General features: G+C 64.2%; 13 protein-coding genes. 7 read left to right on the top strand and 6 right to left on the bottom strand.

Annotation, left to right across the window (positions count from 1 at the left end; all coding sequences use genetic code 11):
• Complete coding sequence (locus ABWP09_RS08605) at positions 1-339, bottom strand: hypothetical protein (protein ID WP_353204733.1); 339 nt, start codon at positions 337-339, stop codon at positions 1-3.
• A 506-nt stretch (positions 340-845) separates the two neighbouring features.
• Here ABWP09_RS08605 and rplJ point away from each other — a divergent pair.
• On the top strand, positions 846-1,379 hold the full coding sequence (gene rplJ, locus ABWP09_RS08610; RefSeq protein WP_353204744.1) for a 50S ribosomal protein L10: 534 nt from the start codon (positions 846-848) through the stop codon (positions 1,377-1,379).
• A gap of 49 nt (positions 1,380-1,428) precedes the next feature.
• Entirely contained in the window at positions 1,429-1,806 is a 378-nt protein-coding gene (rplL, locus tag ABWP09_RS08615; RefSeq protein WP_188445779.1) for a 50S ribosomal protein L7/L12, read from the top strand.
• 219 nt (positions 1,807-2,025) lie between these two features.
• Here the strand turns inward: rplL and ABWP09_RS08620 are convergent, their stop codons facing one another.
• From ABWP09_RS08620 to ABWP09_RS08630, 3 genes are all read right to left on the bottom strand, one after another.
• Complete coding sequence (locus ABWP09_RS08620; protein WP_353204734.1) at positions 2,026-3,276, bottom strand: hypothetical protein; 1,251 nt, start codon at positions 3,274-3,276, stop codon at positions 2,026-2,028.
• A gap of 149 nt (positions 3,277-3,425) precedes the next feature.
• Positions 3,426-4,709, bottom strand: a complete 1,284-nt coding sequence (locus ABWP09_RS08625) for a hypothetical protein (RefSeq protein ID WP_353204735.1) — start codon at positions 4,707-4,709, stop codon at positions 3,426-3,428.
• A gap of 58 nt (positions 4,710-4,767) precedes the next feature.
• Entirely contained in the window at positions 4,768-4,992 is a 225-nt protein-coding gene (locus tag ABWP09_RS08630) for a hypothetical protein (protein WP_353204736.1), read from the bottom strand.
• A gap of 56 nt (positions 4,993-5,048) precedes the next feature.
• Between ABWP09_RS08630 and rpoB the strand changes: the two genes are divergently transcribed.
• Both rpoB and rpoC read left to right on the top strand, forming a co-directional pair.
• Entirely contained in the window at positions 5,049-9,230 is a 4,182-nt protein-coding gene (gene rpoB, locus ABWP09_RS08635; protein WP_353204737.1) for a DNA-directed RNA polymerase subunit beta, read from the top strand.
• A gap of 193 nt (positions 9,231-9,423) precedes the next feature.
• A complete protein-coding gene (gene rpoC, locus ABWP09_RS08640; protein WP_353204738.1) occupies positions 9,424-13,716 on the top strand; it encodes a DNA-directed RNA polymerase subunit beta' in 4,293 nt (1,430 codons plus the stop codon).
• 114 nt (positions 13,717-13,830) lie between these two features.
• On the opposite strand, the gene ABWP09_RS08645 is transcribed toward rpoC, so the two are convergent.
• Positions 13,831-14,394 (bottom strand): hypothetical protein, encoded by a 564-nt coding sequence (locus ABWP09_RS08645; protein WP_353204739.1) that lies wholly within the window; start codon positions 14,392-14,394, stop codon positions 13,831-13,833.
• A gap of 165 nt (positions 14,395-14,559) precedes the next feature.
• Here ABWP09_RS08645 and modA point away from each other — a divergent pair, with 165 nt between their 5' ends.
• From modA to modC, 3 genes are read left to right on the top strand one after another with little or no spacing between them, the layout of a single operon-like run.
• Complete coding sequence (gene modA / locus ABWP09_RS08650; protein ID WP_353204740.1) at positions 14,560-15,336, top strand: molybdate ABC transporter substrate-binding protein; 777 nt, start codon at positions 14,560-14,562, stop codon at positions 15,334-15,336.
• Between the two features lie 6 nt (positions 15,337-15,342).
• Positions 15,343-16,026 carry a molybdate ABC transporter permease subunit gene (gene modB, locus ABWP09_RS08655; RefSeq protein WP_353204741.1) on the top strand — a complete coding sequence of 228 codons (684 nt, stop codon included), beginning with the start codon at positions 15,343-15,345 and terminating at the stop codon, positions 16,024-16,026.
• Positions 16,023-16,790, top strand: a complete 768-nt coding sequence (modC, locus tag ABWP09_RS08660; protein WP_353204742.1) for a molybdenum ABC transporter ATP-binding protein — start codon at positions 16,023-16,025, stop codon at positions 16,788-16,790. The genes modB and modC overlap by 4 nt, the downstream gene beginning before the upstream one ends.
• A gap of 72 nt (positions 16,791-16,862) precedes the next feature.
• Here the strand turns inward: modC and ABWP09_RS08665 are convergent, their stop codons facing one another.
• Positions 16,863-17,300 carry a hypothetical protein gene (locus ABWP09_RS08665; RefSeq protein ID WP_353204743.1) on the bottom strand — a complete coding sequence of 146 codons (438 nt, stop codon included), beginning with the start codon at positions 17,298-17,300 and terminating at the stop codon, positions 16,863-16,865.
• Positions 17,301-17,482: the final 182 nt, after the last annotated feature.

Here is a 17,482-nt window from a genome sequence, read left to right on the forward strand (position 1 = left end):
TTACGGCACATTCTCGACCGCCATCACCGCCTTGATGAAATCGCCGCGCTGATCCTGCGGCGAATAGCGATTGCCCTGCCCGATCATCTTCGATGCCGCCATTGCGCCCGGCGTGAGCGGGCCGGTCCAGCATTCGTTCGCGCCAATGCGGACCTTGGCGCTGGGTGCCGGATCGGGCACGCCACCCGACGCCCAGGCGGGCCGCCCGACACTCGCGGCGATTGCGCCTGCCCCGAACACCGCAGCAATGTGCGCAAGGTCGCGGCGGGCAAAGCCGCGCGTCAACAAATCATCCTGCGCTTCGTCGGAAAGCGGCGCGGCGGGCAAGTGCGTGGTCATCGATCGGTCCCCTGCTTCAAGCGGATTGCGATCCTTCCTGCGTGGACTCGTGCGGTCCTTTTGGGGACTGAGTGTTTCTGAGTTTCGGTCAAAAAGCTACACACTTTTAGCCCCTCCCCTTCAGGGGAGGGGTTGGGGTGGGGCCTATCCTCACATCCGACGTAGCATTGGAGGCGCGGCCCCACCCCCAACCCCTCCCCTGAAGGGGAGGGGCTTGCAGGCGCGCGATGTTGACTTTTACCGATTCGCTGCTAAAGGCGTGCATTCTCCCGACAGGCTCCGGCTTGGCGGGACCGTCCGAGACAGCGAGTGACCGGGATTTGCCGGTCTTGATTTCTCGCCGAGACGGGGACAGGATTTCCGCACGGCGCAAGCCGTGACGATATGCCGCCTCCTCATCGGGGCGTCGCTCCCATTCCCCATCGCTGGACATAGCCGATGCGCATCTGCGTGTCGGTTTGTAACCGGTCGCGATCCCCGGATCGTGGCCAAACGTGGAGAATGGCATGGATCGCGCTCAAAAGACCGAGCTCGTCGCCGAGCTGCAACAGACGTTTGCCGAAGTCGGCGTGGTGATCGTCACCCGCAACCTCGGCATGACGGTGGCGCAGTCGACCAAGCTGCGTATCGCAATGCGCGACGCAGGGGCGACCTACAAGGTCTCGAAGAACAAGCTTGCCAAGATCGCGCTGGACGGCACCGACTATCTCTCGCTGGGCGACTTGCTCACCGGGCCGGTCGGTCTCGCCAGTTCCATTGACCCTGTCGCGGCCGCCAAGGTGGCCGTCGATTTCGCGAAGACGAACGACAAGTTCGAAATCGTGGGTGGGGCGATGGGCGCGACCGTCCTCGACGTAGACGGTGTGAAGGCACTCGCGACGATGCCGTCGCTGGATGAACTGCGCGCGAAGATCGTGGGCCTCCTGGTTGCACCTGCAACCAAGCTCGCGACGATCACGCAGGCGCCAGCAGCACAGCTCGCCCGGGTCCTCATGGCGTATGCCGACAAGGATACCGAAAAGGCAGAAGCGGACGCCTGAATTCAGGTGCTTCGAGATTTCAAACCGAACCTAAAAGTGGAGACTACACATGGCAGACCTTAACGCGCTGGTTGACCAGCTTTCGGCCCTCACCGTCCTCGAGGCAGCCGATCTTTCGAAGCTTCTCGAAGAGAAGTGGGGCGTCTCGGCCGCAGCAGCGGTTGCAGTCGCTGGCCCGGCAGCAGGCGGTCCTGCCGCTCCTGCGGTCGAAGAGCAGACTGAATTCGACGTCATCCTCGTCAATGACGGTGGCAAGAAGATCAACGTCATCAAGGAAGTGCGCGTGATCACCGCACTCGGCCTGACCGAAGCCAAGACGCTGGTCGAATCGGCTCCCAAGGCCGTCAAGGAAGGCGTCAACAAGGAAGAAGCCGCCAAGATCAAGGCGCAGCTGGAAGCAGCCGGCGCAACGGTCGAGATTAAGTAAGCTGAAGCTGGGGTGCGATTTAGCCACGCTAAATCGCACCCCAGCAAAGCCGGCCGGCGGCACTCGTGCCGTCCGACGACATGGGCTTTGCCCATGTCCGCTTGATCCAAAGAATGAGGCGGCTCCCGCAACGGAGCCGCCTTTTTCCGTTGGATCACCCCCGCAACGACACCCCTGCCCTGCCCGCCGCGCCCCTCGCGGCGGTCATCATACCGATATTCAGCGTAGCGCGGTCGCCGTATAGGCCAGTGCGCCGACGGTATCGTACATCCGCGCCGCGGCATCGAGGCGGAAGGGCTGGAGCTTGGCGTCGCCGCCGCGATCGATGCCGATGACGTAGGAGCGCGCGGTCTGGCCGCTGCCCCGCGCCTCCTCCGTGTCCCAGTCATAGGTCACATTGACCGCCAGCACCGGCACGAACAACGCCCGGCCAGACACCTCCATCACCTCAAGCGTTTCCTTGGGGTGCATCGCCATCCCGCCGAGATCGACCGTCGCGCCCGGCGGCAGATCGAACGGCGCGGTATTGGGTCGCTCGATCGGCATGGCGAACAGCGCCGCGAGCAGCGCATCCTGCCGCGGCCCCGAGCTCAGCAGGCGAACGTCGAGGCGAATGTCGGTCGCGGCGACGGCGCCGACATTCTCGATCAGGATCGAATATTCGACCGCCGCGCTCAGCAGGTTGGTCCCGGCCCGTTTCAGGACGATGCCGAGGTCGAGCGTCGCGCGAGCAGCCGAAACGGCCAAGGGTTCCGGTGGAGGCGGCGGTGTCTGTACCGGTGCCGGTGCCGGTGTCGGTGTCGGTGTCGGTGTCGGTGTCGGTGTCGGAAGCTCGGCGGGTGACGCCGGCGTGTCGAACACGAAGATTTCGTGGCGGCGGTCGTCGCGTTGCTCGGCTTCTTCGCGCAATCCGCGCTTGCGCCACCAGACGACTCCCGCCGCTGCGAGCGTCGCTAACAGGATCAGCAAGGTCTGCCACATCCACGGCTCGACCGCGAAGGATGGCTGGGGTGAAACCGGCGCTGCGGCGCTCGGCAGCGAAGACGGGGCAGCCTCGGGCAAAGGCTGCGCCTCGGGGACGGGCGGCACGGGCAGCGGCGCAGCGCGGGGCGGTGCAGCTGTGACAATCGGCGCGGGCGTCGGCGCAGCGGTCGGCAGCGCGCGCGACGGTGGCGTTGCGATCGGTCGCGGTGCAACGACGGGCGCGCGCGCGGGCGTTGCGCTAGGGCGCGGGGTCGGAGCCGCGCGGACGGTTGGCACGATCCGCGGCGGGGTGACCGCGCTGGGCGATCCGGCGGCGCGCGGGTTGGTCGTCGGCTCGGGCGTCGGCGCGGCGCGCGGCGTCGGGCGCGACGCGGGCAAGCTGAAATCGTCGAGCCCGGGCAAGGTCCGCGGTGCCGGGGCGTTCTGCGCAAACGCGGTCGCGGGCAAAAGGAGTGCGGCGGCGATCAGGGATAAAGCGGTTTTCACCCGCGCGACCATAGCGAAGAATTGCGTCGAGCCAAAGCAAGTCGTTGGCGCCGCTACGGCCAGATGCCGCAGCCGCCGGTCGGGACGTCGGCCGTCCCTGCGAAAAGGCCCGCCTTCCGGGTGGAAGACGGGCCGCACGCGACGAGGCTTTATGCGTGTTGCGGCGCGCCGTAGAGTCGCGCTTCGATATCTTCGTGCATCGACGGCCGGTTGTTCTTGAGCGCGCCGAGCGCGCCGTCCTCCTGCATCATGCCGATCGTGAACGAGGCGTAGGTTCGGCCTTCGCTGCCATCGGCCAGGCGATAGCGCGCATCGGCGACGATCACCGGGCTGAACAGCGCCGCCAGATCGCGCTTGGGCAGCGCGAGTGTCGCATCGACGCGCGTCCCCTCGCCCGCCGCGATGCTGACCGGGTTCGCGCTGGCATCGCCATGTTCGAGCAGCAGCTTCTCGACATCGGCAGCGTTGGCCGGCGCCGCTGCAAACAGAAAGGTTGAGATCCGGACGTCATCCGCCGTTACCGATCCGGCATTGCCCACCGTCAGCTCGATCTCGACCAGCGCCTCGTCCGACGTGGTTCCGGCACGAACCGGGCGCATCGAGAATTCGAGCCACGGGCGATTGGCAATTGGCGCATCGCCGTCGGTCAGCGCGGCGACATCCGCCCCGTCCGCCGCAACGATGTGCGCTTCCTCGGCCGCCACCGGTGCCGGCGCAGCGACGGGATCGAGTCGCTGGTCCGGACGCAGCAAGGGCACGTCACGCGCTACGGCAGGCGGCGCGATGACGGGCGCGACGATTGGGTCGGGGCGTGCGGCGGCCGGCTCCTGATACGCTGGCACGTCATAAACAAACGCTTCCTCGCGTGGATGGCGGCGGCTGACGAGCAAACCGATCAGGCCGAGCAGCACGATCCCTGCCCCGACAATCCACGGCAAAAGCGCAAAGGTCGCTTGCGTGGTGGTCTGCTGCGTCGTGGTGGCAACCGGCGCTGCTTCGGAGACCGGCGCGACCGGCGGAACCGTCTGCGTCATCGGAGTCGCGGTCGCTGGCGCAATCGCTGCCGCTGGAGCAGCGACAACGGGGGCGCTATCGCGCGGGGCTATGGTTACGGCGCGCGGTGTCGTGACTGCCAGCGCGGTCCGGGTGGCGGTCGCGCGCCGTGCCGGCGTTGCAACGGCAGGCGGGGCGTCGGCCACGGTCGCGACGACGGGCGGCGGGGTTGCCTTGGTATAGTCGGGCACGGCCTGTACGACGGGTGCCGGCGGCGCGAACACCGGTGCCGCACTTGGCGCAGGCGCGCTTTGTACGAGCGGTGCGGGCGGCGGCGGGACTTGGGTCGGGGCCTCCTGTGCAAACGCTGGCGACACCAGCATCAGGGTGGGAAGGAGCGCGATCAACGCGCGGGGCGAGCGGTTGGGTTTGATGTTCATAACGGGGCATCAATGACCCGAACCGGGGATTCGACCCGCCAGATGCTCAGAATTGCGATCAAGCGGGGCGGCGCGCCGACCAATTGAGCCATTTCGCGGATGCAGCACACTGATTGACAGGCTCCAACACGCTTCCTATGTGGTTCTCCTCACCACACTCTTCGGGAAATGATGTGCCGTCGCGCAGCGCATCGATCGTATTGGGGTTTGTGGTTTCAAAGACGCCGAAAGCTGCTGTCGCTTCGCCCGTGCGGAGGATGAGCGGCTTTTTGTGTCTTTGCATTGCGTGCCCGCCCGGACGTCTCCGGGCACGACTATTGGCTTGAGGGCAACATCTCCATGGCAACCAAAGCGATCGACGGCAGCACCCCAACGCGGCGCGCCGAAAGCGGAACGGCCAAGCGCCGCATCCGCAAGGTGTTCGGCAACATCCACGAAGTCGTGCAGATGCCGAACCTGATCGAGGTTCAGCGCGAATCCTACGAACAGTTCCTGCGCTCCGATCCGACGACGGGCTATGTCTCGGGGCTGGAGAAGACGCTGCGCTCGGTTTTCCCGATCCGCGATTTCGCCGGCACCGCCGAGCTCGACTTCGTGCATTACGAGCTTGAGCCGCCGAAGTTCGACACTGACGAGTGCCGCCAGCGCGGCATCACCTATGCCGCACCCATGCGCGTGACGCTCCGCCTGATCGTGTTCGAGGTCGATGCCGACACCGATTCGCGCTCGGTGCTCGATATCAAGGAACAGGACGTTTACATGGGCGACATGCCCCTGATGACGGGCAACGGCACCTTCATCATCAACGGGACCGAGCGTGTCATCGTGTCGCAGATGCACCGTTCGCCGGGCGTGCTGTTCGATCACGATCGCGGCAAGACGCATTCGTCGGGCAAGTATCTCTTCGCGGCACGCGTGATTCCGTATCGCGGTTCGTGGCTCGATTTCGAATTCGACGCCAAGGACATCGTCAACGTCCGCATCGATCGCAAGCGCAAGCTGCCGGTGACGGCACTGCTGTACGCGCTCGGCATGACCGGTGAGGAAATCCTCAACCAGTTCTACAACCGCGTGACCTTCGTGCGCGGTCAGGGTGGCTGGATCATCCCGTTCCAGGCCGAGAACTGGCGTGGCCAGAAGCCGATGTACGACATCATCGACGCCAAGACCGGCGAAGTGGTGTTCCCCTCCGGCCAGAAGATTTCGCCGCGCGCTGCCAACAAGTCGGCCAAGGACGGTCTCACCGACCTGCTGATCCCGACCGAGGAAATCTTCGGCCGTTACAGCGCCTATGATCTGATCAACGACAATACCGGCCAGATCTACATCGAAGCGGGCGACGAAGTGTCGGCCGAGAATCTCGAACTGCTCGATTCCGCCGGGATCGACCGGATCGAATTGCTCGACATCGATCACATCGCCACCGGCGCGTGGATCCGCAACACGCTCAAGGTCGACAAGGCCGAAGAGCGCGAGCAAGCGCTGTCCGACATTTACCGCGTGATGCGCCCCGGCGAGCCGCCGACGCTTGAGACCGCCGAGTCGCTGTTCAGCGGCCTGTTCTTCGATCCCGACCGCTACGATCTGTCGGCAGTGGGTCGTGTGAAGCTCAACATGCGTCTCGACCTCGACGTCGAAGACACTGTGACGACGCTGCGCACCGAGGACATTCTCGCGGTCATCAAGACGCTGGTCGATCTGAAGGACGGCAAGGGCGACATCGACGATATCGATAACCTCGGTAACCGCCGCGTGCGTTCGGTCGGCGAGTTGCTGGAGAACCAGTATCGCGTCGGCTTGCTCCGCATGGAGCGCGCCGTGAAGGAGCGCATGTCGTCGGTCGACGTGTCGACGGTGATGCCGAACGACCTGATCAACGCCAAGCCGGCGGTTGCCGCGGTCCGCGAATTCTTCGGCTCGTCGCAGCTGTCGCAGTTCATGGATCAGACCAACCCGCTGTCCGAAGTCACCCACAAGCGCCGCGTGTCGGCGCTTGGACCGGGCGGCTTGACGCGTGAGCGCGCGGGCTTCGAAGTCCGCGACGTTCACCCGACGCATTATGGCCGCATCTGCCCGATCGAAACGCCGGAAGGCCCGAACATCGGCCTGATCAACTCGCTCGCCAGCTTCAGCCGTGTGAACAAGTATGGCTTCATCGAAACGCCGTACCGGAAAGTCATCGATCACAAAGTGACCGATGACGTCGTGTATCTCTCCGCCATGGAAGAGGCCAAGCACACGATCGCGCAGGCGAACGCCGAGCTCAACGCCGATAAGGGCTTTGTCGAAGAACTCGTCTCGTCGCGTCAAGCGGGCGAATTCCTGATGGCGATCCCCAACAACATCACGTTGATGGACGTCAGCCCCAAGCAGCTCGTCTCGGTTGCGGCATCGCTCATTCCATTCCTGGAAAACGATGACGCCAACCGCGCGCTGATGGGCTCGAACATGCAGCGTCAGGCCGTGCCGCTCGTCCAGGCCGAGGCGCCGTTCGTCGGCACCGGCATGGAAGAGACCGTCGCGCGCGATTCGGGTGCGGCGATTTCGGCCAAGCGCGCGGGTATCGTCGATCAGGTCGATGCCGCGCGTATCGTCATCCGCGCAACGGGTGATGTCGAAGCCGGTCAATCGGGCGTCGATATCTACACGCTGATGAAGTTCCAGCGCTCGAACCAGAACACCTGCATCAACCAGCGTCCGCTGGTGAAGGTGGGCGACGTGATCACCGCCGGCGACGTGATCGCCGACGGCCCGTCGACCGAGTTCGGGGAGCTCGCGCTGGGCCGGAACACGCTCGTCGCGTTCATGCCGTGGAACGGCTACAACTATGAGGATTCCATCCTCATCTCCGAGCGTATCGTGAAGGACGACGTGTTCACGTCGATCCACATCGAAGAGTTCGAAGTGATGGCGCGCGACACCAAGCTCGGGCCGGAAGACATCACGCGCGATATCCCGAACGTCGGCGAGGAAGCGCTCCGCAACCTCGACGAAGCCGGGATCGTGTACATCGGTGCCGAAGTCGAGCCGGGCGATATTCTCGCCGGCAAGATCACGCCCAAGGGCGAATCGCCGATGACGCCGGAGGAAAAGCTCCTCCGCGCGATCTTCGGGGAAAAGGCATCGGACGTGCGCGATACCTCGCTCCGCTTGCCGCCGGGCGTTGCCGGTACCGTGGTCGAAGTCCGGGTGTTCAATCGCCACGGCATCGACAAGGACGAGCGCGCGATGGCGATCGAGCGCGAGGAAATCGAGCGCCTGAAGAAGGATTCGGACGACGAACGCGGCATCCTCAACCGTGCGACCTGGTCGCGCCTGAAGGACATGCTGATCGGCCAGACTGCCACCGCCGTGCCCAAGAACGGGCCGAAAAAGGGTGTGGTGATCGACGCCGATCTGCTCGACAGCATCGACCGCCACGAATGGTGGAAGTTCGCGGTCGCCGATGACCAGGTTCAGTCGAACCTCGAAGCGGTGAAGGCGCAATATGACGATGCCGCCAAGCTGATCCTCGACAAGTTCCACGATCGTCGCGACAAGCTCGAGCGTGGTGACGAGTTGCCGCCAGGCGTGCTCAAGATGGTCAAGGTGTTCGTCGCGGTGAAGCGCAAGCTGCAGCCGGGTGACAAGATGGCCGGCCGTCACGGCAATAAGGGCGTCATCTCGCGGATCCTGCCGGCGGAGGACATGCCGTTCCTCGCCGACGGGACGCCGGTCGATATCGTGCTCAACCCGCTGGGCGTGCCGTCGCGCATGAACGTCGGGCAGATCTTCGAAACGCATCTCGGCTGGGCTGCCCGCAATCTTGGGCAGCAAGTCTATGCCGCGCTCGAGGAATGGCGCGAAGCCAACCCCAATCCGACGGCGAGCGATATGCCCGACGCGGTGAAGGCACGGCTGCTCGAAGTGTATGGCGAGCATTATGCCGCCGACATTGAGGCGCGTGATGGCGAGCAGATCGTCGAACTCGCGCAGAACCTGCGGACCGGCATCCCGATGGGAACGCCCGTGTTCGACGGCGCACGCGAGGCCGACGTTGCGGCGATGCTGGAAATGGCGGGACTCGACACGTCGGGCCAGTCGGACCTGTTCGACGGGCGTACCGGCGACAAGTTCGATCGCAAGGTCACGGTGGGCATCATCTATATGCTCAAGCTCCACCATCTGGTCGACGACAAGATCCACGCCCGGTCGATCGGGCCGTACAGCCTCGTCACGCAGCAGCCGCTGGGTGGTAAGGCGCAGTTCGGTGGCCAGCGCTTCGGCGAGATGGAGGTCTGGGCGCTGCAGGCTTATGGTGCTGCGTACACCTTGCAGGAAATGCTGACGGTGAAGTCCGACGACGTGGTCGGCCGCACCAAGGTCTATGAGGCGATCGTCAAGGGTGACGACACGTTCGAGGCCGGCATTCCGGAGAGCTTCAACGTGCTCGTCAAGGAAATGCGCTCGCTGGGTCTCAACATCGAGCTCACCACGACCGAGCTGTTCGACAGCGACGGCGTCGCGATCGCGGCGGAGTAAGCTTCGCCGTCCTAGCCCTCTCCCGCCTTCGCGGGAGAGGGTTGGGTGAGGGTCTTCTTCTTTTCGACTTCCGACAAGAAGAAGACCCTCACCGGCTTCGACTAGGGCCGCGTGAAGAACGCGACCCAAGTCTGCGCAGCCTCTCCCGCGAAAGCGGGAGAGGGTAAAAGATTTCGAGGAAAGGTTCATCCCCATGAACGAACTGACCAACTTCGCGAACCCGGTCGTCAAGGCCGAGACCTTCGACCAGATCCAGATCGGCATCGCCAGCCCGGACAAAATCCGGTCGTGGTCGTTCGGCGAGATCAAGAAGCCGGAAACCATCAACTATCGCACGTTCAAGCCCGAGCGTGACGGCCTGTTCTGCGCGCGCATCTTCGGTCCCATCAAGGATTACGAGTGCCTGTGCGGCAAGTACAAGCGCATGAAGTATAAGGGCATCGTCTGCGAGAAGTGCGGCGTCGAGGTCACCGTCTCGAAGGTCCGGCGTGAGCGTATGGGCCATATCGAGCTCGCCGCCCCGGTCGCGCACATCTGGTTCCTCAAGTCGCTGCCGTCGCGCATCGGCCTGCTGCTCGACATGCAGCTCAAGCAGCTCGAGCGCGTGCTGTATTTCGAAGCGTATATCGTGATCGAGCCGGGCATCACCCCGCTCGAAAAATATCAGCTGATGACCGAGGACGAGCTTCTCGACGCGCAGGACGAATATGGCGAGGACGCCTTCTCGGCCGGCATCGGCGCCGAAGCCGTGCGCATCATGCTGCAGGACCTCGATCTCGAGGGTGAGCGCAAGGAGCTGCTCGAAGAGCTCGCCGTCACCAAATCGGAACTCAAGCCCAAGAAGATCATCAAGCGGCTGAAGGTCGTCGAGAGCTTCATCGATTCGGGCAACAAGCCCGAGTGGATGATCCTCGAAGTCGTGCCGGTCATCCCGCCCGAGCTGCGCCCGCTGGTCCCGCTCGACGGTGGCCGCTTCGCGACGTCGGATCTGAACGATCTGTATCGCCGCGTGATCAACCGCAACAACCGCCTCAAGCGCCTGATGGAGCTGCGCGCGCCGGACATCATCGTCCGCAACGAAAAGCGCATGTTGCAGGAAGCCGTCGACGCCTTGTTCGATAACGGCCGCCGCGGTCGCACGATCACAGGCGCCAACAAGCGTCCGCTCAAGTCGCTGTCGGACATGCTCAAGGGCAAGCAGGGCCGCTTCCGTCAGAACCTTCTGGGCAAGCGCGTCGACTATTCGGGTCGTTCGGTCATCGTGACCGGTCCGGAACTCAAGCTGCACCAGTGCGGCCTGCCCAAGAAGATGGCGCTCGAGCTGTTCAAGCCGTTCATCTACGCGCGGCTTGACGCCAAGGGTCTGTCGATGACCCTCAAGCAGGCCAAGAAGTGGGTCGAGAAGGAGCGCAAGGAAGTCTGGGACATCCTCGACGAGGTGATCCGCGAGCATCCCGTGATGCTCAATCGTGCCCCGACGCTCCACCGTCTCGGCATCCAGGCGTTCGAGCCCGTGCTGATCGAGGGCAAGGCGATCCAGCTTCACCCGCTGGTTTGCTCGGCCTTCAACGCCGATTTCGACGGCGATCAGATGGCAGTCCACGTGCCGCTCAGCCTCGAAGCGCAGCTCGAAGCGCGCGTGCTGATGATGTCGACCAACAACATCCTGTCGCCCGCCAACGGCAAGCCGATCATCGTGCCGTCGCAGGACATGGTGCTGGGGCTCTATTACCTGTCGATGCTCAAGGAGAATGAGCCGGGCCAGGGCATGATGATTTCCGACATGTCGGAAGTGCATCAGGCATTGGAAGCCGGTGCCGTGACGCTGCACACCAAGATCATCAGCCGCGTTCCGCAGACCGATGAAGCCGGCAAGCAGTATCTCAAGCGCTATGAGACCACCCCCGGTCGTATGCTGCTCGGCGAGTGCCTGCCGCAATCGTCCAAGGTGCCGTTCGACACCGTCAACCGCTTGCTCACCAAGAAGGATGTGGGCGACGTGATCGACGAGGTCTATCGTCACACCGGCCAGAAGGAGACCGTGCTGTTCGCCGACGCGATCATGTCGCTGGGCTTCAAGCACGCCTTCAAGGCCGGCATCTCGTTCGGCATGGACGACATGATCATTCCCGACGCCAAGATCGCTTTGGTCGATGAGACCAAGGGTCTGGTGAAGGACTTCGAGCAGCAATATCAGGACGGCCTGATCACGCAGCAGGAGAAGTACAACAAGGTGATCGACGCGTGGAGCCGTTGCGGCGACCAGGTGGCGAACGCCATGATGGACGAGATCAAGGCGGTTAAGCATTACGAGGACGGCCCCAATAAGGGTCGCGAGAAGCCGATCAACTCGATCTACATGATGGCCCACTCCGGGGCACGTGGTTCGCAGGCGCAGATCAAGCAGCTCGCCGGGATGCGCGGCCTGATGGCCAAGCCGTCGGGCGAGATCATCGAAACGCCGATCATCTCGAACTTCAAGGAAGGCCTGACCGTCCTTGAATATTTCAACTCGACCCACGGCGCCCGTAAGGGTCTCGCGGATACGGCGTTGAAGACCGCGAACTCGGGCTATCTCACGCGTCGTCTGGTCGACGTGTCGCAGGATTGCGTGATCATGGAGCTCGATTGCGGCACGACCCGCGCGCTGGAAATGCGCGCGATCGTGCAGGGCGGCTCGACGATCGCGTCGCTTGGTGAACGCATCCTCGGTCGTACGACCGCGGAGGACATCATCGACAGCAAGACCGGCGAGATCGTCATCCCCTCGGGCACGTTGCTCGACGAGCCGATGATCCTGCAGATCGAGGCGGTCGGCACGCAGTCGTGCAAGATCCGCTCGCCGCTCGTCTGCGAGACCAAGATCGGCGTGTGCGGCAAGTGCTACGGGCGCGATCTCGCCCGCGGTACGCCGGTCAACATCGGTGAAGCGGTCGGCGTCATTGCCGCCCAGTCGATCGGTGAGCCGGGCACGCAGCTGACGATGCGGACCTTCCACATCGGTGGCGCAGCGCAGCTCAACGAGCAGTCGAACCTCGAAGCGCTTTCGGACGGCACGATGGAATATCGCGATCTCCGCATCATCACCGACCAGCGCGGCCGTCGCGTCGTGCTGTCGCGGTCGGGCGAAGTCGCGATCATCGACATGGACGGCCGCGAGCGCGCGGTGCACCGCCTCCCGTACGGCGCCTACGTGCTGTACGATGACGGGCACATCGTTTCGAAGGGCGATCGTCTGGCCGAGTGGGACCCGTTCACCATGCCGGTGATCACCGAGAATGGCGGCGTCGTGAAATATGTCGATCTGATCGAGGGCAAGACGCTCACTGAGCAGGCCGATGAAGCGACCGGCATCTCGCAGCGGGTCGTCACCGAGAATCGCGGCATCGCCTCCAAGAAGGAGGATCTTCGTCCGCGCCTGACCCTGACGGGCGAAAGCGCAGAGGAAGCTGGCCGCTACATGCTGGTCGCGGGTGCGACACTCTCGGTCGAGGATGGCGCAACCGTCCATGGCGGCGACGTTCTGGCCCGTGTGTCGCGTGAGAGCGCGAAGACGCGCGACATCACCGGTGGTCTGCCGCGCGTCGCCGAGCTGTTCGAGGCGCGGATCCCGAAGGAAGCGGCGATCATCGCCAAGGTCTCGGGCCGCGTTGTGTTCGGCAAGGATTACAAGGCCAAGCGCAAGATCGGCATCCAGCCCGAGGATGGCGGCGACGTCGTCGAGTATCTGGTGCCCAAGTCGAAGGTCATCGACGTGCAGGAAGGCGATTACGTCAAGCGCGGCGACAACCTCATCGGCGGCAGCCCCGATCCGCACGACATTCTCGAAACGATGGGTGTGGAGCCGCTGGCCGAATATCTCGTCTCGGAAATCCAGGAGGTGTATCGTCTCCAGGGCGTGAAGATCAACGACAAGCACATCGAAACGATCGTTCGTCAGATGCTGCAAAAGGTCGAGATCACCGACGGCGGCGACACCACGCTGCTCAAGGGCGAGCAAGTCGATCGCGACGAGATGGACGAGACCAATGCCAAGATCGGCAAGAAGGAGCGTCCGGCGCAGGGCAAGCCCGTGCTGCTTGGCATCACCAAGGCGTCGCTGCAAACGCGCAGCTTCATCTCGGCGGCGTCGTTCCAGGAGACCACCCGCGTCCTCACCGAAGCCTCGGTGCAGGGCAAGAAGGACACGCTCACCGGTCTCAAGGAGAATGTGATCGTAGGTCGCCTGATCCCGGCGGGTACGGGTGCAGGCATGAACCGCCTGCGCGTCACCGCTTCGTCGCGCGATGCGGCGATGCGCGTGTCGCAACGCCGGATGGCCGAAGCGTCGATCATCGCGCCGAATTCGGCCAAGGAAGAACATGACGCCGAACTCAAGCGGTCGCCACGCGATGCCGGCGGCACCGGCGACGATGCGCTTGGCGCGGTCGTCTCCAGCGGTCACGGCACCGATGCCGATGCCGGCGAGTATCTGAACCAGGAGTGATTCTGGTTCGGGTTACCGCCTGAGCTACTGACGAAAAAAGCCGCCGTCCGGGTGACCGGGCGGCGGCTTTCGTTTGGGTCAAGTACGTGTCACGCGTACAGCCGCCCCTCGCGATCACGCGATCGGCAGCGGTCGTTTGAAGTAGTGAAACGGAATCCAGCTGGACACGTATATCCATCCAGCGCTCTTCATCTCTGCGATCATCGGCACCACGCCAACGCGTCGGCGATACTCCCACGGGTGGCTGGTCGGCCGGAATACCAAAGTGAGTGCCCCGGTCCGGACCAGTTCGCGGCCCTTCTTGCCCTCGTCGCGCAGGATGCTCATCTCATTGAACGCGGTGGCGCCGAGACGAACGATCTCCTCACCGTCTTCACCGGCCAGATCGTCCGCTGTTTCTGTCGACTTGAAGCGTTGTTGCGCCGCCTGTTTGGAGATGCCGAGCGCGCTGCCAATATCCGTCCAGCTAAGCCCCGTCCGCCTCGCCGCATCGACCCAACGATGCAAACCGACTCTGCCTTCATCTGCCACCAGATGCGCTGCGGTAATGGCTTCCAGGAAACCCTCGCCAGTCTCCCCGGTAAAGGGAGGTTCCCTGCTGGCCGCCCAGTCCAGCACCAACGCCGATGTTTTCGCTCTGATTGCCTGCTGCTCAAGAATATGCATGCGATTCTTCATCAAGGTTGTATTGACGCGCCGTCAATATTTAATTGACCGAAGCACGTCAACATTTTCTTGACGGGTCGTCGCAGCGCGGGCCTGCCAGTGTATCCGCCAACCCAGCTAGTCCTTTGCCCCGATCCACTATATGTCCCTCGATACAGCACACCGAACGGACCGTGGATGAACCGCCGAACCCTGCTTTCCGTGTTGATCGCGATGGCCGCATCGCTGGGCGCCTCCGCGCCGGTTTCAGCAGCCCCCCCCGCCCCGCTCACCGTCTTCGCCGCCGCCTCGCTGACCGATGCGCTGCAGGCGGTGGGCAAGACCTATTCCGCCCGGACCGGCGTGCCGGTGCGCTTCTCCTTCGCCGCGAGCAATCTGCTGGCCAAGCAAATCGAGGCCGGAGCGCGAGCGGATGTGTTCGTCTCGGCGGATCGGCAATGGATGGATCATGTCGCGCGTTCAGGCTTCCTCGTCGCCGGAAGCCGCCGCGACGTGCTGCGCGGACGGCTCGTGCTGATCGCACCCGCCGACAGCCGCACCACCCTGCGGATCGCACCGAACTTTCCGCTCGCACAGACGCTCGGCCCGAAGGGGCGGCTCGCGCTGGGCGACCCGGCCTATGTGCCCGCGGGCCTTTACGCCAAGGCAGCACTCACCCGGCTCGGCGTATGGCCCGCCGTCCAGGGCAAGCTCGCCCCCGCCGACAATGTCCGCGTCGCCCTCTCCTATGTCGCCCGCCACGCCGCCCCGCTCGGCGTGGTCTACGAAACCGACGCGCGCGCCGAACGCGGCGTGAAGATCATCGGCATCTTCCCCGAGGCCAGCCACCCGCCGATCGACTATCCCGCCGCGATCGTGCGCGGGGCGGGGCCAGCGGCGCGCGGCTTCGCGGCGTATCTAAACGGCCCCGAGGCCAAGGCGATCTTCCGCCGCTTCGGCTTCCGGACCTTCTGAACGCGGATGCTGACCCCCGAGGAATGGAGCGTCCTCGCGCTCAGCGTCTCGGTCGCGGGGCGTGCGGTGCTGGTCGGGCTGCCGCTCGCGCTGGCGGTCGGCTGGACGATGGCGCACACGCGCTTTCCGGGGCGGACGCTGCTCGATGCGGTGCTGCATTCGTCGCTGTTCCTGCCCCCCGTGGTGGTCGGGTTGGTGCTGATCCTGCTGTTCGGCGCGGACGCCCCGCTCGGCAAGGCGCTGGCGAGCGTCGGTATCCGGCTGATCTTCACCGCGAACGGCGCGGCGCTCGCGGCCGGGGTGATGGCCTTTCCGCTGATGCTCCGCGCCTGTCGTCAGGCGATCGAGAGCGTCGACGCGCGGCTCGATGATGTCGCGGCGAGCCTCGGCGCTGGCTTCTGGGACCGGATGTTCAGCGTGACGCTCCCGCTCGCCGCACCGGGCGTGATCGCCGCCGCGGTGATCGGCTTTGCTGCGGCGCTCGGCGAATTCGGCGCGGTCATCACCTTCGCCGCCAACATTCCGGGCGAGACGCAAACGCTCGCGCTCGCCATCTATGCGGCGCTCCAGCAACCCGGCGGCGAGGCGATCGCGCTGCGCTTGGCGGGCATTTCCTTCACCGTCGCGATTGCCGCGCTTTTGCTGTCGGAAGCGTTGCTCGCTTATGGCCGCAAGCGAGCGGGCGCATGATCTCCGTCGCGGTCGAGCGGCGGCTGGGCGCCTTCACGCTCGACGTCGCCTTCGAAGGACCAGCCGACGGCGTGACCGCATTGTTCGGCCCCTCGGGCGCGGGCAAGAGCGCGACGCTCGCCGCAATCGCCGGATCGGGCGCCGTCACGCGCGGACGGATCGTGCTGGGGGAGCGCGTGCTGACCGACACGGCGGCGGGGGTGTTCGTGCGTCCACCCGCGCGGCGGATCGGCTGGGTGTTTCAGGATGCGCGGCTGTTCCCGCATCTGAAAGTGGAGGGGAACCTCCGCTACGGCCTCAAGCGCGCGCCCCTGCCCCACCGCATCGCGTTCGATCATGTCGTCGCGGTGCTCGACATCGGCCACCTCCTCGCGCGCGGCGTCGCCGATCTTTCGGGCGGCGAGCGGCAACGCATCGCGCTCGGCCGCGCGCTACTCAGCCAGCCCGATCTGCTGCTGCTCGACGAACCCCTCGCCGCGCTCGACGGCGCGCGGAAAGCCGAGATCCTCGCCTATATCCAGCGGCTCAGGGCCGATTTCCGCTTGCCGATGGTGTACGTCACGCACGACGCCGACGAAGTGCGCAGCGTTGCGGATCATGTCGTGCTGCTCGGGGCGGGACGCGTCGTGGCGACGGGCGGCGTGGAGATTGCGCCCGGGGCGCGGCGTGCGGCGACGATCGTGGGGCGTGATGCGGAGGGGGTTTTGCTGCGTGTGGCTGGAGATGTGGTGGCGGGGGAGCGGGTGGATTTGGTGGTGCGGTGAGTGGACTCGGCCAGTTGCGGACGTTCCCGCGGAACAATCAGCCTACCTTAATCAAACGTCCTTTTGATCTATTCACTGTTTAACGAAAATCACATCGTCAAAGGTCTCAACTTGATAAAGGTGCAGCGACTCCGGCCCATGGATTGCGGGCTGGGCTTCGCTAACCCTATTGAATGGAACGTTTTGCGCCAGCGCGCCGAGCTTCACACTTTTACCGTCAACTCCGATGCCTTCATCGACATTTATAAAATAACCGCGCTTCCCGTAATCGACCGTATATCTCGACTTCATTTTTCCTGAAGCGAGCAACCCGTCCCGCAGGATGATCGGAGGGCAGCAGGGGTTGATGTACGTCCCGTTCGCCCATGCTTGGGAGGTTGGCGGTCTTCGCGGAACCACAACGTAGAGAAGCGCAAAGATCGCGATTGCCGCTGGCACAAAAACCATCGCCAACGCCTTCATCATCGCTTGTCTTGTTGCCCCATCCTCTGGGGTGTTTTCCCAAAACATTCCAACAAGCTACCAGTAAAAGAATGGCATCGGAAGCGGCCTGTCGACTTTCCGCTAATCCCATACATCGCCCTGTCCTACAAACCCCCAATCTGTCAGCCTCGGTCAGTCCGCTCTTTCAAACCGTCGATCCTCCGCCGACCGCGCGCTCGAAAACAGCGCCGATGGTGCGACTCGTGTGA

This window comes from Sphingomonas sp. (genome assembly GCF_040398505.1).
Taxonomy (GTDB): Bacteria; Pseudomonadota; Alphaproteobacteria; order Sphingomonadales; family Sphingomonadaceae; genus Sphingomonas.